General features: G+C 54.7%; 16 protein-coding genes, 2 pseudogenes and 1 other annotated feature. All 18 genes and pseudogenes read left to right on the top strand.

All coding sequences use genetic code 11. From position 1 onward, the window contains the following. Positions 1-2,332, top strand: a 2,332-nt coding sequence (gene lon / locus CPT76_RS34955) for an endopeptidase La (RefSeq protein WP_258169096.1), incomplete at its 5' end; no start/stop codon positions are given. A 17-nt stretch (positions 2,333-2,349) separates the two neighbouring features. Beyond that, a pseudogene (gene yihA, locus CPT76_RS34960) lies at positions 2,350-2,990 on the top strand (ribosome biogenesis GTP-binding protein YihA/YsxC). Between the two features lie 334 nt (positions 2,991-3,324). Next, the gene (locus CPT76_RS34965) at positions 3,325-3,912 is read left to right on the top strand and encodes a non-ribosomal peptide synthetase module (protein WP_076174350.1); all 588 of its coding nucleotides are present in this window, start codon (positions 3,325-3,327) and stop codon (positions 3,910-3,912) included. Positions 3,913-4,220: 308 nt separating this feature from the next. After that, positions 4,221-4,619 carry an adenosylmethionine decarboxylase gene (gene speD, locus CPT76_RS34970; RefSeq protein WP_089548381.1) on the top strand — a complete coding sequence of 133 codons (399 nt, stop codon included), beginning with the start codon at positions 4,221-4,223 and terminating at the stop codon, positions 4,617-4,619. A gap of 118 nt (positions 4,620-4,737) precedes the next feature. Then, positions 4,738-5,265, top strand: coding sequence for a hypothetical protein (locus tag CPT76_RS34975; protein WP_146116525.1), 528 nt, complete (start codon positions 4,738-4,740; stop codon positions 5,263-5,265). A gap of 298 nt (positions 5,266-5,563) precedes the next feature. Next, positions 5,564-6,952, top strand: a complete 1,389-nt coding sequence (gene hemA / locus CPT76_RS34980) for a glutamyl-tRNA reductase (protein WP_105446156.1) — start codon at positions 5,564-5,566, stop codon at positions 6,950-6,952. Between the two features lie 119 nt (positions 6,953-7,071). After that, positions 7,072-7,794: a cytochrome c biogenesis protein CcsA gene (ccsA, locus tag CPT76_RS34985; protein WP_105446195.1), complete on the top strand. Its 723-nt coding sequence runs from the start codon at positions 7,072-7,074 to the stop codon at positions 7,792-7,794. A gap of 5 nt (positions 7,795-7,799) precedes the next feature. Continuing rightward, a complete protein-coding gene (locus CPT76_RS34990) occupies positions 7,800-8,546 on the top strand; it encodes a precorrin-2 dehydrogenase/sirohydrochlorin ferrochelatase family protein (RefSeq protein ID WP_105446157.1) in 747 nt (248 codons plus the stop codon). Then, complete coding sequence (gene hemC, locus CPT76_RS34995) at positions 8,443-9,399, top strand: hydroxymethylbilane synthase (protein WP_105446158.1); 957 nt, start codon at positions 8,443-8,445, stop codon at positions 9,397-9,399. The genes CPT76_RS34990 and hemC overlap by 104 nt, the downstream gene beginning before the upstream one ends. 11 nt (positions 9,400-9,410) lie before the next feature. Beyond that, positions 9,411-10,962, top strand: a pseudogene (gene cobA, locus CPT76_RS35000) (uroporphyrinogen-III C-methyltransferase). 56 nt (positions 10,963-11,018) lie between these two features. After that, positions 11,019-12,017 (top strand): porphobilinogen synthase, encoded by a 999-nt coding sequence (gene hemB, locus CPT76_RS35005; protein ID WP_105446159.1) that lies wholly within the window; start codon positions 11,019-11,021, stop codon positions 12,015-12,017. Between the two features lie 66 nt (positions 12,018-12,083). Then, on the top strand, positions 12,084-13,385 hold the full coding sequence (hemL, locus tag CPT76_RS35010) for a glutamate-1-semialdehyde 2,1-aminomutase (protein ID WP_181153242.1): 1,302 nt from the start codon (positions 12,084-12,086) through the stop codon (positions 13,383-13,385). Further along, on the top strand, positions 13,382-14,278 hold the full coding sequence (locus CPT76_RS35015; RefSeq protein WP_105446160.1) for an RluA family pseudouridine synthase: 897 nt from the start codon (positions 13,382-13,384) through the stop codon (positions 14,276-14,278). The genes hemL and CPT76_RS35015 overlap by 4 nt, the downstream gene beginning before the upstream one ends. A 129-nt stretch (positions 14,279-14,407) precedes the next feature. Beyond that, a complete protein-coding gene (locus CPT76_RS35020) occupies positions 14,408-15,856 on the top strand; it encodes a LysM peptidoglycan-binding domain-containing protein (protein WP_258169097.1) in 1,449 nt (482 codons plus the stop codon). A 274-nt stretch (positions 15,857-16,130) separates the two neighbouring features. After that, positions 16,131-16,389: a binding site (T-box leader), on the top strand. 58 nt (positions 16,390-16,447) lie between these two features. After that, on the top strand, positions 16,448-19,114 hold the full coding sequence (locus CPT76_RS35030) for a valine--tRNA ligase (RefSeq protein ID WP_105446163.1): 2,667 nt from the start codon (positions 16,448-16,450) through the stop codon (positions 19,112-19,114). A gap of 45 nt (positions 19,115-19,159) precedes the next feature. After that, positions 19,160-20,536, top strand: a complete 1,377-nt coding sequence (locus tag CPT76_RS35035) for a bifunctional folylpolyglutamate synthase/dihydrofolate synthase (RefSeq protein ID WP_105446164.1) — start codon at positions 19,160-19,162, stop codon at positions 20,534-20,536. Positions 20,537-20,540: 4 nt separating this feature from the next. Beyond that, positions 20,541-21,905: a UDP-N-acetylmuramate--L-alanine ligase gene (gene murC, locus CPT76_RS35040; protein ID WP_105446197.1), complete on the top strand. Its 1,365-nt coding sequence runs from the start codon at positions 20,541-20,543 to the stop codon at positions 21,903-21,905. Positions 21,906-22,087: 182 nt separating this feature from the next. After that, a partial coding sequence (locus tag CPT76_RS38180; protein ID WP_181153243.1) for a hypothetical protein occupies positions 22,088-22,562 on the top strand: 475 nt, incomplete at its 3' end.

A 22,562-nucleotide genomic window follows, 5' to 3' on the forward strand; every position in this document is an offset into this window, starting at 1 on the left:
GCCCAGTAAATCAAAAGGCCGCCGGTTTCCTTTACTGCCTTTGCGAGGCCTTCTAGTCTACCCGAGCATGGTTCTGCATCTCGATGTAGGCCGGGAGAAATCGGTCAAAGCGCTGGAAAAAGCAATGGTGGAAGATAATTTGATTCTCCTTTGTTCTCAGTCCGAGGTGAACATAGAAGAACCAACGCAGGAAGATATTTTCCGGGTTGGCACTGTCGCCAACGTCAGACAGATGCTGAAGCTTCCGAACGGCACCATCCGGGTGCTGGTAGAAGGGATGGAGCGCGCCGAGATCATTCAGTACACGGACAATGAAGAATATTACGAAGTCATTGCCCGCGAGCTGAAGGAGGAAGACAGCGACGATCCTGAAGTGGATGCACTGATGCGTACGGTACTCAGTCAATTCGAGCACTATATTAATTTATCGAAAAAGGTAACGCCCGAGACGCTGGCAGCGGTGTCCGATATCGACGAGCCCGGCAGGCTGGCCGACGTCATTACAAGCCATCTGTCGTTAAAAATCAAGGATAAGCAGGATATTCTGGAGACCGTCGACGTTGGCAAACGGCTCGAGAAGCTCCTCGATATTCTGAATAACGAACGCGAAGTGCTGGAGCTGGAGCGCAAAATTAACCAGCGCGTCAAGAAGCAGATGGAAAAGACGCAGAAGGAATATTATTTGCGCGAACAGATGAAGGCGATTCAGAAGGAGCTGGGCGAGAAAGAAGGCCGCGCCGGAGAAGTCGAAGAGCTGCGTGAGCAGATGAACAAGCAGGAGCTCCCCGAAAGGGTCAAAGAGAAGGTGGAGAAAGAAATCGACCGTCTCGAGAAAATGCCTGCAAGCTCGGCGGAAGGCGGCGTGATCCGCAATTATCTCGATTGGCTGCTTGGCCTTCCCTGGTCGGCTAAGACCGAGGACGATCTGGATATCCACAAGGCGGAGCAGGTGCTCAACGAGGATCATTACAGCCTCGACAAGCCGAAGGAGCGCGTACTCGAATACCTGGCCGTTCAGAAGCTGGTGAAGAAGATGAAAGGGCCGATTCTGTGCCTGGTCGGACCTCCGGGCGTTGGTAAAACTTCGCTTGCCCGATCGATCGCCAAATCGCTGAACCGCAAGTTTGTCCGGATATCGCTCGGGGGCGTGCGGGATGAAGCGGAGATCCGCGGTCACCGGCGTACCTATGTGGGAGCGATGCCGGGGCGGATTATCCAGGGAATGAAGAATGCGGGTGCGTTGAATCCGGTATTCCTGCTGGATGAGATCGACAAGATGGCTTCGGATTTCCGGGGAGACCCGTCTTCGGCGCTGCTGGAGGTGCTCGATCCGGAGCAGAACAATACGTTCAGCGACCATTTTATCGAGATTCCGTTCGACTTGTCCCAAGTAATGTTTATTACGACGGCGAATGCCATTCATAATATTCCGCGTCCGCTGCTGGACAGGATGGAAGTGCTCAACATCCCGGGTTATACGGAACTGGAGAAGCTTCAAATCGCCATGCGCTATCTGCTGCCGAAGCAGAAACGGGAGCATGGCCTGAACGAAGACCAGCTGGAGATCGGGGAAGAGGCGCTCATGAAAGTGGTCCGCGAGTACACCCGGGAATCCGGCGTACGGAACCTGGAGCAGCAGGTCGCGGCGCTGTGCCGGAAGGCTGCGAAGATCATCGTATCCGAAGAGATCGATAAAATTACCATTGAGCCGGACGAGGTCAAGGACTATTTAGGCAGCCCGAACTTTAGATATGGCGTGGCCGATCTCGAGGATCAGATTGGTGCGGTAACCGGCCTGGCCTGGACCGAGGTCGGCGGCGTAACATTAATGGTCGAAGTCACGGTCGTGCCGGGATCCGGCAAGCTGACCCTGACCGGCCAATTGGGGGACGTGATGAAGGAATCGGCACAGGCCGCTTTCAGCTACACGCGCGCCAAAGCCGATGAGCTTGGCATCGACCCCGATTTTCATGAGAAGAATGATATCCATATTCATATCCCTGAGGGGGCGATTCCGAAAGATGGACCTTCGGCAGGCATTACGATTGCCACGGCCCTCGTGTCGGCCCTGACCAAGAAGCATGTCTCCAAAGACATCGCCATGACCGGTGAAATCACCCTGCGCGGCCGGGTGCTGCCGATCGGCGGACTGAAGGAGAAATCGCTGGCTGCGCACCGCGCCGGCTACAAAAAAATACTGCTCCCCAAAGACAACGAGCGGGATCTGCGCGAGATTCCGGACAGTGTCAAAGAAGAAGTGGAGTTTGTTCCGGTGTCCCATATGGACCAGGTGCTGAAGCATGCACTGGTGGAGCAGGCGGGAGTGCACTAGAGAGGGTTTTATTTAACATGAAAGTTACGAATGCAGAATTTATTATCAGCGCCGTCGGCCCTGACCAATATCCTGTGGACGCCTTGCCGGAGATTGCTCTGGCAGGGCGTTCCAATGTCGGCAAGTCCTCGCTCATCAACCGGATGATCAATCGGAAGAACCTGGCGAGAACAAGCTCGACCCCGGGCAAAACCCAGCATATGAACTACTATCGTATTAATGAGGCTTTGTATTTTGTGGACTTCCCAGGGTACGGCTACGCCAAAGTGTCCAAGACGCAGCGGGCGGCCTGGGGCAAGATGATTGAGAAATACATGCTGGAGCGGCAGACGCTGAAGCTGGTTCTCATGGTGGTGGATCTTCGCCACCCGCCGACCAAGGATGACGTCATGATGTATGACTGGCTTCAGCATTATGACATCCCGATCTGCGTCGTGGCCACGAAAGCGGATAAAATACCGAAGAGCCGCTGGCAGAAACACGTCAAGCAAATGAAGGAGAGCCTACTTCTCCGCAGCCACGATTTGTTCGTCATGTTTTCTCGGAGCTGGGTGTGGGTAAAGAAGAGTTATGGGCTGTGATCCAGTCTTTTGTAGAAAGCAGCGATTCTCCACAGTCCGGTGCGGTTCCGCAGGAAGGGCAGCAGGAGAGCCCGTAACGCTTCAACTTAACGAAAATGCGATAAATTCGCTGTATACTATAGGGATTCCGACTTTTCGCGGGAGGAAAGTGAGCATCCCATAAGATTTTTCGGCTACAATCCGGTTTAATCCGTTATTTTATGAAATATGAAGGAAATTCATGGTTCGCTCAGCAAGCCAATGCTCGAGGATGTGCTGTATAATAATACTAAAGGTTGTTTAAAGAGGCCTTGAGTGCCTTTAACAATCTTCACCCGCCATGTACGGCGGAAATTTTTCTTGCGATTATAGAATCGAACCGTGCTGGAGCACATCGTTCTGTAATCATAAAAAAGAATTGAGGAGATTTTTATGGCTCAGCGGTTAGCCACAGAGTATGTTCAAACTACTTTACAAATGACGGAGCAGCAATTGAACCAATTTTTGCATTCGGCGGAAAGCTGTCATGTGCATCCTTATGTGAAAGTACTGGACGGCGGAGGACAAGAAATTGTGCTTGAAGACGAAAGCGGCGAGGCGGTTCATCTCCCTCTGGAGCGTAAAGGTTCGTTATACATCTGTGAATTGTCTTGCCGCTTGGTGAACCCTCATCTGACAAACGCGGTCCGCAAACTGTTCGTCGCCTGCAAAGGAGACGGAATCGTCAATCGTATTTATCAAGGATTCACGATGATGTATTATTATGAAAAAGGCTCGGTTCGCAAAATTGCGGAAGTTACGACTTCCCAGAGTAAGCTGGTGTATGAATATAAGCATACGGCCGGAGAACTCCAGCGGATGTTCCAGCTCACCGAGGTTGAACAGGAAATATCCCGTTTGTACCAAGATATTAATTTTTGGCTCGATGAACGGAACAAAGCGGTGACCCCTGAACAGATTGCTGTCATTGACCAGAAACTGCGCCTCACCACACATAAATGGTTTGCACTTGAGGCTTGAGATGGCCTCGGGGAAAGAGAACCCTTCGGTAACCGAAGGGTTCTTTTTATGTCTCAAACGCCCGGTAAAACGGGTCGGGTGACGCGGGGATGAGTGGCTAAAAATAAATATTTGCAAAGGATAAAAAAGGGTTGCAATTAGGGCGGATAGATGTTATTTTTAATCTCGTTGAAAAGAATTATATAGGAACCAGGATTCACTCAGGACATTGAATGTTGCGAGAGATTATTCCCTCGGGAAGTGAATGACGTAGGTCCTAGCGGATGAAATTTTCAAACATTTTATTCCTAGGAAGGGGGAACCGAAGGATGGAATATTCAACTTTCGGAAGACACGTTGCTGTTGATACTTGGGGTGTAGATTTTGACATGCTGAATGACGCGGAATTTCTGCAGGCTCAAATGGTTGAGGCAGCCGAAGCATGCGGTGCTACAGTCATGTCGGTACAATCCAAGCAGTTTGAACCACAAGGCGCTACAGTACTCGTATTGTTGTCAGAAAGCCACCTCTCGATCCACACGTATCCTGAGAGAGGATTCGCAGCGATCGACTGCTACACTTGCGGTGAGACGGTAGATCCACAGTTGGCCATTGATTACCTGGTATCCGTATTGAAACCTGAGAAAACTTACGCCAAGAAACTGGTGCGCGGTTTGGGTGAATTGACGGTAGAAACCCCTGAACTGAAACAGACCGAGCTGGTGTAACTTCGCGGCACGAATAACGATATCTAAATCATAACCATGGACATCTCCATGGTTATTTGTTTTTTTGGACTCCCATACAATGAGTAGTAAGCTTGTTAACAGGGAGGTTCGCTTAAGCGTGAGAAGGAGAAAACAGAGGGATTTGCTGTTTGTCGGTCTGCTGCTGGTACTGCTTGTCAGCCTTGTCTACCAAGGGTATCGGATGATGTGGCCTCATACCGAAGGAGAGAATGCTGAAAGGATGCTGTTCGAGGTGGCCCAGTTTCAAATGCAGGTGCTGGGAACGTCCCTGGCGGATGCGGCTGGCAGTTCGCGCACCGATGAGCTGAACGCCCTCAAGCTGGCGGCTTATTCGGCGTCGTATGCTCACGACCGGCTGGCAAAAACATTTGGGGACGGTGCCGTCGACCCGCTTAAACCTGTCGGTGATCTGGTTAATGTAATCACAGAGTGGCAAATCGGCGGCAACCGCCTCCTCACCGACGCGGAGAAGGACATGCTGCTTCGGTACAGCCAGCTGTATGCAGGTGTCATGCCTGTATACGAAAAGCTGCTGAGCGAGGACGGGCACGTGATCGCCTCGCAAGCCGGCCAGCTGAAGAAAATCGGCAAAGAACTCGCCAAGACGCTGGAAGAAACGCAATAAAGAGGGTATAAAGCCCAGTGCTTTGTGACACAATAAATCACATGTAATTTCATAAACATTTCAAAAATAGTTCAGAGAGAGCAGGACATTTGTGATATAATGAACACGTTGTTAATGAACGTACCGTAAGAAAAACGTCTATCGACGTACCTTCAAAGAAGACAGACCGCGTTTAAATGAATTTTTCTTGCAATATCAGGAAGCCATGGCTCTGGAGTTTATACTTTCTGATATTATCAAAAAAACGTCCTGAACTGGACTTTTTTTTTGAAATGAAACATAGGCAGGTGAACACGTAATGCACATCGTCGTTGTCGGATTAAACTATCGTACAGCGCCTGTAGAAGTGAGGGAACGTTTTACATTTGATCAAAGCGAACTTCCAAAGGCACTCAGCCAGCTGATGCTGACGAAAAGTGTAATGGAAGGCGTGATTGTGGCTACGTGCAACCGCACTGAAATATACGTGGTGGTAGACCGTCTTCATATGTGCGGATATTTCATCCGCAGTTTTGTGGAGCAATGGTTTGACATCCCAAGGGAAGAATTTACAAAGCATTTATATATATATGAGGACGAGCAGGCCATTTCCCATTTGTTCCGGGTGACCTGCGGTCTGGACTCCATGGTGATCGGGGAGACGCAAATTTTGGGTCAGGTCCGCAGCGCCTTTCTGCAGAGCCAGGAGGAGAAAGCGACGGGCACCTGGTTCAACATGCTGTTCAAGCAGGCCGTGACCCTAGGCAAGAGAGCCCATTCGGAGACTTCCATTGGGGAAAGCGCAGTGTCCGTGAGCTACGCGGCCGTTGAGCTGGGCAAACGGATTTTTGGCATGTTCAACGACAAGAAGGTGCTCATTCTCGGCGCCGGCAAAATGAGCGAGCTGACCGTCAAGCACCTGTACGCGAACGGGGCCGAAGAGGTGATCGTCGCCAACCGGACCCTCGCGCGGGCGGAAGAGCTGGCCAACAAGTTTCAAGGTACGCCGTGCACGATGGAGCAGGCGATTGCCCGGCTTCACGAAGTGGACATCCTGATCAGCTCGACGGGTGCAAAGGATTATGTCCTTACGCCGGCGCAGGTCAGCGAGAGCATGAAGAAGCGGCAATCCCGACCGCTGTTTATGATTGATATCGCAGTGCCGCGGGACATTGATCCGGCTATCGCTGAGATTAGCAACGTATTTCTGTATGATATTGACGACCTCGAAGGAATCGTTGAGAGCAATCTCGAAATGCGCCGGGCCGAAGCGGCGAAGATCGAAGTGATGATCGAAGAGGAGAAGACGGCGTTCTATCAATGGCTCAAGACGCTCGGCATCCGGCCGGCGATCCGTGCACTTCAGGAGAAGTCCACGGCGATTCATGAAGAGACGCTGGAAAGCCTGTTTAACAAGCTGCCTGAACTGAACGACCATCAGCGCAAAGTCATCCGCCGGTTGACCAAGAGCATCGTCAATCAGATGATGCACGATCCGATCAACCGCTTGAAGGAAATGGCCGGCGGCAAGGAAGGCAACGAGGCGCTAGAGTTTTTCACACATATATTTGCTTTGGAAGAGGACATGAATGCGTCCGGTCATGGCAGCAGCGTCATGGAGAAATCCGGCACGGTCCCGCAAGGGATCAGCAAGAACCCATCGGACATGAAGCTGTCCAAGGTTTCTTTGACTCCTGCAAGCCTGTAAGCCGGTAGGGGGAGTTGACATTGCTCACTGGTTTTTACGATGCCGGCATTTATATCTACGCCCTGAGCCTTCTGTTTTTTATCTCGGATTGCATACGACGCAATCAGGGGGCAAAGCGGATGGGTACAGGGCTTCTTGTTGTAGTTGGCGTTTTGCAGGGAGGCGCGCTTCTGATCAGAGCGTGGCAGGAGAGCATGCTGCCGATCTTTACCCCATTTGATTTTTTGCTCTTATTTTCATTTAGTATCGTTATCGCCGCGCTGATCATGAACTGGGTGCAGCGGTCGGAGTTTGCCGTCCTGCTGCTCGGCATCATCGGATTCAGCGCCATGGTGCTGAACCGTTTATGGTTTGCGGCCGGGAATAACCCGCTGCGTCATTGGGAGACGGTACACGGCCTGCTCATTCTGCATATCACGCTTGCCAACCTAAGCTTCGCCGTTTACACCATTGCCGCCGTATTTGCCGGCATGTATTTGTTTCTTCATAGAAGGCTGAAAGGGAAAAAATGGAGTGACACCGTCCGCCGGCTGCCGAGTCTTGAGCTGATGGACAAGTATACGTACCTGCTCGCATCGATCGGAACTCCGCTCTTATCCGTTTCGTTCATCGTCGCGGTGCTGTCGCTTATTTCCGAAGGCAAGCTCAGCCTGCTGCTGGACTTGAAAGTAGTGGCTACGCTTGCCGGACTGGCGATTTATTATTTTTTTCTGATTCGTAAACGTTCCAAACAGCATTCCGGTCAAGTAATGGCCCAGTGGATTCTGATCGGATATGCGTTTATTATATTTATTTTCGTACTGAATACGTGGTCCGATTTTCACCGTTGGACAGGAGAGTGAGTCCTTTGTCGGTATATTTGCCCGTAATGCTGGATTGCAAGGGGCGCTGCTGCGCCGTGGTGGGCGGCGGGGCCGTGGCCGAAAGAAAGGTAAACTCCCTGCTTGCGGCTTCGGCCGATGTGACGGTGATCAGTCCGGAAGTGACACAAGGACTGCGGCAGCTTGTAATGGAAGGCCGGATCCGCTGGATTTCCCGCGAGTACGCGGCGGGAGATTTGGCGGGGGCCTTTTTGGTCTATGCGGCAACCTCCTCGCCTGACGTGAACGGTGCCGTGATTGATGAAGCAGAGCGGATGGGCGCGCTGGCAAACGCGGCCAGCGGCAGTAGGACGGGTTCTTTTATCAGCCCGAGCGTGCTGCGCCGGGGCAGGCTGGTGATCGCCGTGTCCACATCGGGCGCCGGACCGGCGCTGGCCGCGGAGATTTGCGACAGGCTGGAGGATGAATACGGCCCTGAATACGAGGAATATCTCGAATGGATGTACCGGATGCGCAGCAGCATCAAGAGGCAGGTTACGCGCCCGGAAAGCCGGCAAAGATTATTAATGAAAGCGGCAGAGCTTGAAGTGCTGGATGAAATCCGCAAGGGCACGTTTGAGCCGTGGGATACGGAACAAATTGGATTGCGAACAACCAGGAGGAATCATGATGCGGACAATCGTAGTAGGCAGCAGACAAAGCGCATTGGCATTAACGCAGACAGGGCAGGTCATCGACCAGCTGAAGCAGCTGTGCGCGGAACACGGGTTTGATTTTCAATTCGAAGTGAAAAAGATCGTGACGAAAGGCGACCGCATTTTGGATGTGACGTTGTCCAAGGTTGGCGGGAAAGGCTTGTTCGTTAAAGAAATCGAGCAGGCTATGCTGGACGGCGAAATCGATATGGCCGTGCACAGCATGAAGGACATGCCTTCGGTTCTCCCCGAGGGTCTGATGAACGGTGCGGTGCCCCGCCGTGTTGACCCGAGGGACTGTCTCATTTCCCTTCATGGGAAAAGCATTGACGAGCTTCCGCAGGGAGCGAAAGTGGGAACGAGCAGCCTGCGCCGCTCCAGCCAGCTGAAGGCTCACCGGCCGGACCTGGAACTGGAGCCTGTTCGCGGGAATATTGACTCGCGTCTGCGCAAGCTCGAGACGGAAGGCTTCCAGGCGATCATTCTCGCCGCTGCCGGGCTGTACCGCATGGGCTGGGAGGATAAAATCAGCTCGTATATTCCGGTGGAGACCTGCCTGCCGGCTGTTGGCCAAGGAGCGCTCGGCATCGAATGCCGCGAAGATGATGCGGATCTGCGCAGACTGCTTGATTTATATAACGATAAGGAATCGGAGCTGACCGTTGCTGCCGAACGCAAATTTCTCGCCGTGCTGAACGGCGGCTGCCAGGTGCCGATCGGGGCACACGCCGTACTCGTTCCGTTCGAGGCGGAGCATTCCCAAGAGACTCCGCCCGTTATACAATTAACGGGAATGGTAGGATCTCCCGAAGGGGACGTCATTTTAAAAGAAACGCTGACGGGAACGGATCCACTGAAGCTTGGGGAAGACGTTGCCAATAAGCTGATTGCCCAGGGAGCCGAGACAATACTGGAACAGACCAGGGAGTAGGGGATGAGAACATGGCGGGAAGAGTATTTTTGGTGGGAGCCGGGCCCGGGCATGCCAAATTAATTACGGTAAAAGGGCTGGAATGCCTGCAAAAGGCGGATGTCGTCGTGTATGACCGCCTGGCGGGGCCGCAGCTGCTGCATTCCCTCAAGCCTGGAACGGAAAAAATATACGTCGGCAAGCTCCCGGACCGCCATACGATGAAGCAGGAAGAGATCAACCAGCTGCTGGTGGACCTTGCCCTGCAGGGCAAAACGGTCGTGCGGCTGAAGGGCGGCGATCCGACGATATTCGGACGCGTAGGTGAGGAAGCTGAGCTGCTAAGGCGAAACGGCATTCCTTATGAAATCGTGCCCGGCATTACGGCGGCGATCGGGGTACCGGCGTACGCAGGCATTCCGGTGACCCACCGGGATTTGGCCTCTTCCTTGTCCATCATCACCGGGCATGAGAGCCCGGACAAGCTGGACCGGATGATCGAATGGGACAAGGTCACGAACGCGACCGGAACGCTGGTCTTTATGATGGGCGTGGCCAAGATCGGTTATATCGCCGAGCAGCTGATGCGCCATGGACGCAACCCCGACACGCCGGTGGCCTTGATCCGGTGGGGGACGCGGGCGGAGCAGGCGGTGCTCGCCGGGACGCTCGCCGACATCGCGGAGAAAGTGAAGCAGGCGGACTTTCAGCCGCCGGCCGTCATCGTTGTCGGCGACGTCGTGCGGCAGCGCGAGCAGCTCAAATGGGCGGAGTCGCAGCCGCTGTTCGGCAAGCGGATCTTGGTCACCCGCTCCCGGGCCCAGGCAAGCGATCTGGTCAACCGGATTGAGGAGCTCGCGGGGAGCCCTACGAATTTCCCGTGATCGAGACGGTGTATCCCGAAGCGCCCGAGCTTAAGCAGGGCCTCAAGGACGCCTTCGACCGGCTCGGTGAATACGACTGGGTGTTCTTCACCAGCACCAACGGTGTCGACTACTTCTTCCGCCATTTGAAGGAGCAGGGGAAGGACATCCGGCAGCTGCACCGGGCGCGAATTGCGGCGGTCGGCCCGGCCACAGCCGAAGCACTCGGGCAGCGGGGCATCATCCCCGTGGAGCTGCCGGACCGCTTCCAGCAGGAAGGACTGATCGAGTCGCTGGGCAGCCAGCTGCTCGCCGGCCAGAAGGTCTTCCTTCCGCGCGGGGATCTGGCACGAAACTGGCTGCCTGAGAAGCTCGCCGAGATGGGACTCGAGGTCACCAGCGCCGTGATGTACCAGACGATCGCCGGGCGGAGGACGATCCCGAATTGATCCGGCTGCTGGAAGAGGGCGGGATTCATGCCGTGACGTTTACCAGCACGTCGACGGTGAACAATCTGCTCTCGATTTTACAGCGGATGGGAGTGCAGGACCCGCCAGCGCTGCTGCAGGGCGTGGAAGTTGCATGTATTGGAGAAATTACGGCCAAGACAGCCCGTGACGCGGGCCTTGAAGTAGGCATCGTTGCCGAAGAAGCGACGCTGGACAGCCTTGTCCGGTCGCTGTGCCTGTGGAACGCGGAAGCTGCTGCCGCATCAGAATAGAAGGGTCTGGGATGACCCTAGACTCGTAAATATCTACCAACAGGAGGTTTACAGCTATGAGTTTTCCAATGGTAAGACACCGGCGCCTCCGCCAGTCCGCGGGCATGCGGAACATGGTGCGCGAAACGGTGCTGAACGTGAATGACCTGATCATGCCGATTTTTGTAACCTATGGAGAAAACATAAAAAACGAGATTTCATCCATGCCGGGAGTCTATCATTTTTCGCTGGACCGGCTGAAAGAAGAAGTGGACGAAATTGCCTCCCTCGGCATTCCGGCCGTGCTGTTGTTCGGCATTCCGGAAACGAAGGACAGCATCGGCTCCTCGGCCTTTGCGGAAGACGGCATCGTGCAGGAAGCCACACGCCTGATCAAGTCCTGGTATCCGGACCTGCTCGTCGTAGCCGACACCTGCCTCTGCGAGTTTACGGATCATGGACACTGCGGCATGGTGCATACCTATGAACGGGATGGCCATGTGTGCGGTGACGTCATGAATGATGAATCGCTGGAGCTGCTGGTCAAAACGGCGGTGTCCCAGGCAAAAGCCGGCGCCGATATTATCGCTCCGTCCAACATGATGGACGGCTTCGTGCAGGCGATCCGCGCAGGGCTTGATGAGAACGGTTTTGAGCATATTCCGATCATGTCTTATTCGGTCAAATATGCTTCCGCCTTCTACGGCCCATTCCGCGAAGCAGCCGACTCGGCACCCCAGTTCGGCGACCGCAAAACGTACCAGATGGATCCGGCCAACGCGCGAGAAGCGCTGCGTGAAGCGGAATCCGATGTGCTTGAAGGGGCCGACATGCTGATGGTCAAGCCTTCTTTGTCCTATATGGACATTATGCGCACGCTGAAAGATCAGTTCGACCTTCCGCTCGTCGCCTACAATGTGAGCGGGGAGTACTCCATGGTCAAAGCGGCGGCCATTCAAGGCTGGATCGACGAAAAAGCCGTGGTGCAGGAAATGCTGACGAGCATGAAGCGCGCCGGCGCGGATATCATTATTACTTATTTTGCCAAAGACGTGGCCCGGTGGATCAAGGGATAACCGAAGCATCGGAGCAAAATCCCCGCATTGCGGGGTGATTTAAACCGATAGATTGGAGTGAATGACATGAGCAGTATGTCAGGAAAGCGCAAGGAGGAGGCTTCCCGGTCGGCCTTTGAAGAAGCCAAGCAGTATATCCCCGGCGGGGTGAACAGCCCTGTCCGCGCCTTTAAATCGGTCGGCCTTACGCCGATTTATGTGGACCATGCCCAAGGATCGCGCGTGTACGATATTGATGGCAACAGTTTCATCGACTACGTCGGCTCCTGGGGGCCTCTGATTATGGGACACGCCCATCCGGAAGTGATTGCTGCGGTTCAGGAAACGGCGGCCAAAGGCACGAGCTTCGGCGCGCCTACGCTGATTGAGACGGAGATGGCCAAGCTCGTGTGCGAGCGTGTCCCTTCAATCGACATCGTCCGGATGGTCAATTCCGGTACGGAAGCGACGATGAGCGCGATTCGCCTGGCCCGCGGGTACACGGGACGCAGCAAAATTTTGAAATTCGAAGGCTCCTACCATGGACACGCGGACAGCCTGCTCATCAAAGCCGGCTCCGGGGTGGCGACGCTGGGTCTGCCTGACAGCCCGGGCGTGCCGGAAAGCGTGGCCAGCAACACGATCACGGTTGCATACAACGACCTTGAGTCCGTTACGCTTGCTTTTGAACGTTTTGGCGAGGAGATCGCCTGCGTTATCGTGGAGCCGGTAGCCGGCAACATGGGCGTCGTGCCTCCGCTTCCGGGCTTTCTGGAGGGCTTGCGCGAAATTACAACGAAATACGGTAGCCTGCTCATTTTTGATGAGGTCATGACCGGGTTCCGTGTTCATTTGAACTGTGCCCAAGGCCGGTTCGGCATTACGCCTGACCTGACTTGCCTGGGCAAGGTCATCGGCGGCGGACTGCCTGTCGGCGCATACGGTGGCAAACGCGAAATTATGGAGAAAGTGGCGCCGTCGGGTCCGATTTATCAAGCGGGCACGCTGAGCGGAAATCCGCTGGCCATGGCGGCTGGGTTTACGACGCTGAAGCTCCTGACGTCTGCCGTATATGACCAGCTGGAAGAGCGCGCAGCCCGTCTGGAGGCCGGTTTTGTGAAAAATGCCAAAGAGCTTGGCATTCCGGTGACGATTAACCGCGTCGGTTCCATGGTATGTCCTTTCTTCACGGAAGGGCCTGTCGTGAATTACGATACGGCGAAGACGAGCGACATTCCGCGCTTCACCAAATATTTCGGCAATCTGATTGAGGAAGGCGTGAGCGTGGCTCCTTCCCAATTTGAGGGGATGTTTGTATCGGCTGCCCACAGCATCGAAGACATCGATGCGACGATCGAAGCCAATTACAACGCCCTCAAGCAGCTGTGAGCCTGAACCACTGGCTCCGGCGCGGGGAATGGCTGGAGCTGGCTCCGGGCAAAAAAATCGCATCGGCCGAAGACCGTGAAGCGGCGGCCGCGGCGTGGCTGCTGAATGAGGTAGGCATGCCAGAGAAGCTACTTGGACAGCTTAAGGCATCAAATGGCATCGAGTGGAAAGGGGACCGGCTTCGGCTGGCCCTTTTTGCTGCCCGCAAGGCGGGGATCGAGCCGATCTGGATGGATCTCACCGTGCTGTACGAGGACGACTTCTGCCTGGTCGTTCACAAGCCTACCGGGATGAAGGTTCACCCGGATGGACACTCCGACGAAATCACGTTGGATCATGCCGTGGCCGCCCATTATCAGATGCAGGGGGAAGAGATTGCGGTCAGGCATATTCATCGGCTCGACCAGCATACCACTGGGCCCGTGCTGTATGCCAAAAATGACTGGGCGCAGCTTGTGCTGGACAAGGAGATGAGCGGCAAGCGGATTTCGCGGATTTACGCCGCCTTTGTCGAGGGGCGGATCCCTGCGGATCTGAAGGTCATCGACCTGCCCATCGGCAAGGACCGCCATCACAAGCAGCGCAGACGGGTGTCTCCGGGAGGGCAATCTGCGGTGACCCGGATTCTCCATGCAGAAGCCGGGAATCAAGCCAGCCTCGTCTACTTGGAGCTGGAAACCGGACGGACGCATCAGATCCGCGTTCATCTCAGTCATGTCGGCCACCCGCTGCTGGGCGATGCCCTGTACGGCGGAAGCATGTCCGCCATCGGCAGGCAGGCGCTTCACGGAGAGCGTCTCTCTTTCGCCCATCCGCTCACACGCGAGCAGATTGAGGTGAGCGATCCGTGGCCCGAGGATATGGAGCGTCTCAAAGCCCTTGTGAGAGCGTAAACCTAAGTATCATATGAAAACTGGCATGCTCCTCTTTTTAAAGCATATAAATAGAACGAGTAATGATTTTGGCTCGTGCTGTGGGGATGGCCCACAGTTAGAAATATGCCGAAAAGGAGGACGTTATTTGTGTTTGACCAGTCCTACGGTTTACGCTTTGACATTTACGAACGCATTCATTTAAACGAAGACGTGGCGGGAATCGAAGAACTCGAGGAAATCGAGCTGCTTCCGCATATTCAAGTGATCAGCCAGGACGAACAAGCCAGTCTGCGCGGGCATCTGCTCCTGTCGGGGCTGTACAGAAGCGAAGGTGAGGAAGAAGGGACGCAGCGGCTGGAGCATTTCATTCCAGTGGAAATTACGGTTCCCTTGAACCGGGTAACCTCGCTGGATGACATTGCGGTGGAAATCGAAAATTTCGACGTCGACCTGCTGTCCAAACGAAGCCTGAATATTACGGGCGTTCTCTCTCTGCGCGGCATCGAGACTCAGGTCGCGGAATCACCCGCCTGGAAAGCGGACGAATTCACGGTGGTTCATGCACCGGATGAGGACATTCCGGAGGAAGCGGCTATCTTCGCGCAAGAGCGGGAGGAAGAACCGGCTTCGGCAGAACCGGAACAGCGTGAATTCACGCCGCCGGACGACCCTGCGCCTGTCTGGACCGCACCGGCTCCGTCCTTTGCGCCGCCTCAGTCCCAAATTCAGGCAGAGCAGCCGGAACAGGTTCCGATCGAAGCCACGGAAGCCGATGACTCGGATGAAGCACGGGAAGCGGCAGCCTGGGAAGCCGTATGGCAAGCGGCTGCTGTTCCTCCGTCCGAGCCGGAGGAAGCGGCTGTGCCTCAGGCGTCCGATTCCCGTGAAACTGCGCCGTCTACCGCATGGGAATTTGCCCGCGAACCTGAGCGGGAAGCGGCAGCGCCTCCGCCGCAGGTGGCCGGATTATCCGCTTTACATACGGACAAGGAACCATCAGACCGGACAGCGGAGCCCCAGTACCCGAACAAGTGGCATTTTGAGCATGAAGAGGAGTCGGAGCTGCTGCATCCGGAGGCGACGGCGGTTCAGGCGGATGAAGAACAGGAAGAAGACATCTATTTGAACGCGGCGGGTAAAGACCCGTTCAGCGAGCCTACGTTCCCGTTTGGAGCTTTCCAGGATAAAGTTCAGCAGGAAGAACCGCCTGAAGACCGGGAAATGCGGATTGCGCTCGGAAGCAAGAAGGAACCCGAGTCCGGCGAGAAGGAAGCGATCGGTTTTTCCTCGATCTTGTCCTCAAGCCGTTCGATCAAGGAGCTTGAGTACCAGCAGGCACAGGAGGAGCAGCAGGCTGCTGATGCCGCCGCCAGCGCGGGTGCTGCTGAAGCAGATGATATCAAATGGAAGAACCTGTTCCTCGGCAGTATCTCCGAGCAGACTCCTTTCCGTAAGGTCCGGCTGTGCATCGTTCAGCGGGAAGAGACGCTCGAGACGATCGCCGACCGTTATCAGCTGACGCCGCGGGAGCTAGTACTGTACAACCGGCTGGCGGACCAGACCGTGCAGGAAGGTCAAGTTCTGTACATCCCGTAACGTTTTTGATGCAATCCGAAGAGCCTGGCGCTTTGTTGCGCCGGGCTTTTTTTTGTTCCCGGGATGTGGCCTGCCTGAACACGGGAAAATGGTCCTGCACTTTGGGCCAAGGGAAGTTGACTATCGACATGAAGCGCGTTATTATGGAGTATATGTTTTGCAGAAAAACATCAATGAACGTCAATTACAGAAGACATCCCGTATTTGACGGAAGTTTTTCTTGCGATATGAATCGCTTCAGCTTCGCTGAAAATGAATCCATTTAACCATCTTCAAAAAAACGATGAACGGGAAGAGTAGGCGGTATTGCCCTTCAGAGAGCGGAATTGCAGCGCTGGAAGATTCCGCAGGATGCAGCTGTCCGAAGTCGCCCGGAAGTTGTCGGTTTGAGCACCTGCGTTCGAAGGCGCGGGAGGTAGAGCCGGCCGGCTGCAGCCGTTATCTGTATGGAGTGTTGCGGGGGGCATGCGTGTTTGTGCTGCTTGTCGCAAAACAAAGGTGGTACCGCGAAAGAACAGCCTTTCGTCCTTTGAGGACGAAAGGTTTTTTGTATTTTTGGCAAAGCTGATCTTGTGATGGAGGATGAACAATATGACAGACCAGGAAAACCAAGCAACAACCGGGATGCCGACGACGTATGACCCGAAATCGGCCGAGAAGAAATGGTACAAATACTGGATCGACGGCCAGTATTTCAAAGCCGGGCAGAAGCCCGAGGCGGAGCCGTACACGATCGTGATTCCGCCGCCAAACGTAACGGGGATGCTCCATATCGGGCACGCCCTTGACTTTACCCTGCAGGATATTCTGATCCGCACGAAGCGGATGCAGGGATACGACGCCTTGTGGCTTCCGGGCTCGGACCATGCGGGCATCGCGACGCAGACCAAGGTGGAGCAGAAGCTGCGTGAGCAGAATATTAGCCGCCACGACCTGGGGCGCGAGAAGTTCCTGGAGAAAGTATGGGAATGGAAGGACCAATACGCGGAAACGATTCATGAACAGTGGGCCAAAATGGGCTTTTCCCTGGATTACTCCAGAGAGCGGTTTACGCTTGACGAAGGTCTGTCGAAGGCGGTTCGCGAAGTTTTCGTGAAACTCTATGAAAAAGGGCTGATCTACCGCGGCAAAAAGATCATTAACTGGGATCCGGCCGCCAGAACCGCCTTGTCCGATATTGAAGTTGAATATAAAGAAGTCAACGGCCATCTGTATCATTTGCAGTATCCGCTGAAGGACGGAAGCGGCCACATTACGGTAGCGACCACGCGTCCCGAGACGATGCTTGGCGATACGGCGGTAGCGGTTCATCCGAAAGATGAGCGCTACAAGGACATGATCGGCAAGATGCTCGTGCTTCCGATAGTTGGACGCGAGATTCCGATTATTGCCGACGAGTACGTGGAACGAGAATTCGGCAGCGGCGCCGTAAAAATTACCCCGGCACACGATCCGAACGATTTTGAGGTGGGATTGCGCCACGATCTGCCGCAAATCATCGTGATGGACGAGACCGGCACGATGAATGACCAGGCTGCGAAGTACGAAGGCATGGACCGGGCCGATTGCCGCAAGCAGATCGTTCAGGATTTGAAGGACCTCGGCGTGCTGATCAAAATCGAAGACCATGTGCACCAGGTAGGGCACAGCGAGCGCACAGGCGCCGTAGTCGAGCCTTACTTGTCGACGCAGTGGTTCGTTAAAATGCAGCCGCTCGCAGAAAGAGCCATCGAGGCGCAAAAGGCAGGCAAAGGGGTACGTTTTGTTCCGGAGCGTTTCGAGAAAACATACCTGAACTGGATCGAAAACGTCCGGGATTGGTGTATTTCGCGTCAGTTGTGGTGGGGACACCGGATTCCGGCTTGGTACTGTGAATCCTGCGGCGAGATCCACGTCGCGCATGAGGATGTAACCCAATGCTCCAAATGCGGAAGCACCGAGCTTACGCAGGACAACGACGTTCTGGACACCTGGTTCAGTTCGGCGCTGTGGCCGTTCTCTACCCTCGGCTGGCCGGAGCAGACGGCGGATCTGGAGCGTTATTATCCGACGAATGTACTCGTTACGGGCTATGACATCATCTATTTCTGGGTAGCCCGGATGATCTTTACCGCGCTGGAATTTACGGGCGAAATTCCGTTCAAGGACGTGCTGATGCACGGTCTGGTCCGGGATTCCGAAGGACGGAAAATGTCCAAGTCGCTCGGCAACGGCGTCGATCCGCTCGACGTCATCGAACGGTACGGCGCAGATGCGATGCGCTACATGATCTCCACGAGCAGCACGCCGGGGCAGGATCTGCGCTTCCGCTGGGAACGCGTGGAGCAGGCGCGCAACTTTGCCAATAAAATCTGGAACGCCTCCCGATTCGCTCTGATGAATTTGGAAGGATTCACATATGACGACATTGACATAAGCGGAGAGCTCAGCACGGCGGACCGCTGGATTCTCCACCGCCTGAACGAAACTTCCCGTGACATTACGCGTCTAATAGATGCCTACGAATTTGGTGAAACGGGCCGGCTCCTGTATAACTTCATTTGGGATGACCTCTGTGACTGGTACATTGAGTTTGCCAAACTCTCTTTGTACGGAGACAATGTGAGCGCCAAGAAAACGACGCAGTCGGTGCTTAGCTATGTGCTGGACCGCACGCTGCGGATGATTCATCCGTTTATGCCGTTCATCTCCGAAGAAATTTGGCAGCATCTGCCTCACGAAGGGGAAACGATCACGCTTGCGGCATGGCCGGAGTATGATCCAGCCTTCGAGGATGCCGAAGCTGCAGCCGAGATGTCGCTGCTGATGGATGCCATCCGTGCCGTTCGCAACATCCGCGCAGAGGTTAATGTTCCGATGAGCAAGAAGATCGAGCTGATGCTGAAGGCGGGCGATGAGCAAGTGCTGCAGATCGTGGACCGGAACGAAGTATACGTTCAGCGCTTCTGCAACACCTCGAGCTTTACGGCAGGTCTGGACCTGACGACGCCGGACAAGGCGATGACCGCCGTGATTACCGGTGCCGAGCTGTACCTGCCGCTAGCCGGTCTGATCGACATTGACCAGGAGATTGCGCGGCTGGAGAAAGAGCTGCAGCATCTGAACAGCGAAGTGCAGCGGGTGGAGAAAAAGCTGGCCAATGAAGGCTTTGTGGCGAAAGCGCCGGCAAAAGTCATTGAAGAGGAGAAGGCCAAGATGGCCGACTATTCCGATAAACGCAGCAAAGTCATCGCACGGATCGAAGAGCTGAGAGGCTGATCACGACGCAGCAGAAACTTAACTAAAATTCAGAAGGTGAATGGTATGGGGGATCAATTGGAAGCCGGACGGGAGGCTTCTCTGCGCACATATGAAGAGGCGGCGAATTGGATTAACGGTCTGATTCCGTTTGGGATCAGACCGGGGATGCAGCGGATCGAAACGTTAATGGAGAAGTTCGGGAACCCGCACCGGAGGCTGAAATTCATTCATGTCGCCGGTACGAACGGGAAAGGGTCGACATGCGCCTACTTGACCCGTGTACTTCTGCAAAGCGGTTATTCGGTAGGCACGTATACTTCGCCGTATATCACCAAATTCACGAACCGCTTTCAGTACAACGGGGAAGACATTCCGGAGGAGGTGCTGCTCTCCCTGGCGAACCGCCTGTACCCTGCAGTGCAGGAGATTGCGGCCACGGAGCTCGGATCGCCGACGATGTTCGAAGTGTCCACGGCTCTGGCGATTCTGTATTATGCCGAGGAATGCTACCCTGACGTGGTTGTATGGGAGACCGGGCTCGGGGGAAGGCTGGATGTAACGAACATCGTTCACCCCATCGTCTCCATCATCACCAATGTCGGGATGGACCACACCGATATTCTTGGCGATACGCTTGTGGAAATCGCCACGGAAAAGGCTGGCATTATCAAACCAGGCGTTCCGGTGGTCAGCTGCGTGAACCAGCCGGAAGTCATTGAGGTGCTGAAGCAAAAAGCCGAAGAGTGCCGCACGACGCTGTATTTGGCGGGAGAGCAGTTCACCTACGAATATACCGGTCTGGACGGTTCCTTGCAGACGTTCCATTTCAAAGGTCCTTTCCGCGAGCTGGATCTGAGCATCGGGATGAAGGGCGAGCACCAGATTGCTAATGCCGCCGGCGCGATGATGGCGCTGGAAGTGCTGCGGCAGTACATGGCTTTTGTCATGGACGATGAGGATCTGCTGAAGGGATTCCGGGATACGAAGTGGGCCGGCCGGCTCGAAGAAGTGGGCGATTCTCCGCGGATTGTTCTGGACGGGGCGCATAATCCGGAGGGGCTGGAGAGCCTCAGCAAGAGCCTGCAAAGGCATTATCACTTTAAACAGTTAAATTTGATGATGGGAATGCTGTCAAATAAGCATCATGAGTCCTCTTTGAAGCATATACTTCCAATAGTGGATACGCTTATCCTGACCGAGCCGGATTTCCGGAAAAAAATGGACGCTGATGCTTTGCTGGACATTGTGGAGCGGCTGAAGCATTCTCACGGCAAACCAGGTTTGCAGATCATCGTAGAACCGGATTGGAAACACGCGCTAGACATACTTAAGTTACGGACAGAACCGGGGGATTTGGCAGTGGTGTCCGGCACGCTGTATTTGATTTCTGATGTGCGGGCAGCCCTGCTGGGTCAGACCGATTCTGAAAAAGGTTGGTGAAAATCTGTTGAATTCTGAACATGTTCATTTTATCGGTATTGGTGGCTACGGGATGAGCGCCATCGCACGGGTTATGCTGGAAATGGGATACACGGTCACGGGTTCGGACGTGGCTGCCCAGGAATTAACGGAAAAACTGGCTGCCAAGGGAGCCAAAATTTATATAGGCCATACGGCCGAGCAGGTTCACGGAGCGGATTTGGTCGTCTATTCGACGGCGCTTCCCAAAGACAACGTGGAACGAAGAGAGGCGGAGCATTTGAACATTCCGATCCTTCACCGCTCGCAAATGCTGGCCAGATTGCTGAATGAGCGCAAGGGCATCGCCGTTGCGGGAGCACACGGCAAGACGACTACGTCGTCCATGATTGCACTCGCCATGGAGGAATGCGGCGCAGATCCGACGTTTATTATCGGCGGGGAAATTATGAACGTCGGCACGAACGCCAAGGCCGGCAAAGGGGACTACGTGGTGGCTGAGGCGGATGAGAGCGACGGCTCCTTTTTGCAGTACCATCCGTGGCTCGGCATCGTGACGAACATTGAGGCGGATCATCTTGAAAACTACGACGGCGATTTCGAGAAGCTGAAGAGCGCTTATGTGCAGTTTTTGAGCCAGATCAAGGAAGACGGCACGGCCGTCGTCTGCGCTGATGACGCGAATATTCGCGCGATCCTTCCTTCGATCCGCTGCAATGTGGCCACCTATGGGATCGATTCCGATGCGGAATATACCGCCGAGGATCTAGTCCTGGGCGACCGTCACGTATCCTTCACGATGAAGCATAACGGACAGACGCTGGGAACCGTCGAGCTTTCGGTTCCTGGACGCCACAACGTCTATAACGCCATGGCCACGGTGATCGCCTGCCTGAAGGCCGGGATTCCGTTCGAATCCATCGCTGCGGGCGTTTCGAAGTTCCACGGCGCCAAACGCCGTTTCCAGGTGCTCGGCGAGAAGAACGATATTCTGATCATCGACGATTACGCGCATCACCCGACGGAGATCGAAGCTACCATCAGCGCCGCCAAGGCTACGGGCAAAAAGATTATCGCCGTGTTCCAGCCGCAGCGCTATACACGGACCTTCTTCCTGCTCGATGCATTCAGCCGGGCGTTCGGCGGAGCCGATGAAGTGATCATTACCGACATTTATTCGCCAGCCGGAGAGAAGCAGATCGAGGGCGTGAGCTCTTCAAAGCTGGTTGATTTGATCGTCAAAAACAGCAATGCGGGTGCCCGTTATTTGCCGACGAAGGAAGATGTCCTGAACGATCTGAAGCCGCGGCTCCAGCCAGGGGTGCTTGTCCTGACCATGGGGGCAGGCGACATTTGGAAAGTCGGGGCGGAAATCGCCAAGACAATGTAAGGAATGCCTCTGCCGGATGGGCAGGGCTGCAAATGATCATGACCGAAGAAACCGTAATTCCCTGATTCTGAAGGGGGATTACGGTTTTTTGCTCTTGTCATTTTCGTGGGACAATCAAACATAACTTCTGGAAATCTATCATATATACATAGTAGATACGGACAAGGGTGAGGTGTTTGGGTGTGAACAAGGCGAGAATGACGTTCCGGTTTGATGAAGAACAAGGGCGCCAGCTTGAAGATAAGAAGGACCGCGGACAGCTGACGGTTGCGGGATCCGCTGCACAGGACCCTGCATGGGCGGATGATCGTAATTCCGGAAGCAACCGCCGCGATGTTGAAACAAAGCGTACCCCGATATCGGCTGTGCCTGCGTCAATGCAGGGATGGAGTGATCCGTTTAACAGGGAGGACAGCTGGGAGCGTCTGGAGGAGAGGATGGGTTACGGAATCCAAGAGCGGGCAGAGGATACACCTGAGCATGATTCCGTTGCGGACGGGCCAGATCATCGCTATCCGGACAGCTCGGAAGACTGGGACCTGGATCGTGCCAATAATAGGTACACGGTCAGGGAGGACTATGATGCCTACGATAACATCGAGAACAGACCCGATGAAGCGGGGCCCGGGCCCATCATCGAGGAGTATTCCTACCGGC

This window comes from Paenibacillus sp. AR247 (assembly GCF_002968895.1).
GTDB classification, from domain to species: Bacteria; Bacillota; Bacilli; order Paenibacillales; family Paenibacillaceae; genus Paenibacillus_AQ; species Paenibacillus_AQ favisporus.

Excerpts from the sequence above, each read along its gene's own strand:
- CPT76_RS34965 (WP_076174350.1), top strand. The coding sequence starts at position 3,325 with ATGGCTCAGCGGTTAGCCACAGAGTATGTTCAAACTACTTTACAAATG.
- speD (WP_089548381.1), top strand. The coding sequence starts at position 4,221 with ATGGAATATTCAACTTTCGGAAGACACGTTGCTGTTGATACTTGGGGT.
- hemA (WP_105446156.1), top strand. The coding sequence starts at position 5,564 with ATGCACATCGTCGTTGTCGGATTAAACTATCGTACAGCGCCTGTAGAA.
- ccsA (WP_105446195.1), top strand. The coding sequence starts at position 7,072 with ATGGGTACAGGGCTTCTTGTTGTAGTTGGCGTTTTGCAGGGAGGCGCG.
- hemC (WP_105446158.1), top strand. The coding sequence starts at position 8,443 with ATGCGGACAATCGTAGTAGGCAGCAGACAAAGCGCATTGGCATTAACG.
- hemB (WP_105446159.1), top strand. The coding sequence starts at position 11,019 with ATGAGTTTTCCAATGGTAAGACACCGGCGCCTCCGCCAGTCCGCGGGC.
- hemL (WP_181153242.1), top strand. The coding sequence starts at position 12,084 with ATGAGCAGTATGTCAGGAAAGCGCAAGGAGGAGGCTTCCCGGTCGGCC.
- CPT76_RS35030 (WP_105446163.1), top strand. The coding sequence starts at position 16,448 with ATGACAGACCAGGAAAACCAAGCAACAACCGGGATGCCGACGACGTAT.
- CPT76_RS35035 (WP_105446164.1), top strand. The coding sequence starts at position 19,160 with ATGGGGGATCAATTGGAAGCCGGACGGGAGGCTTCTCTGCGCACATAT.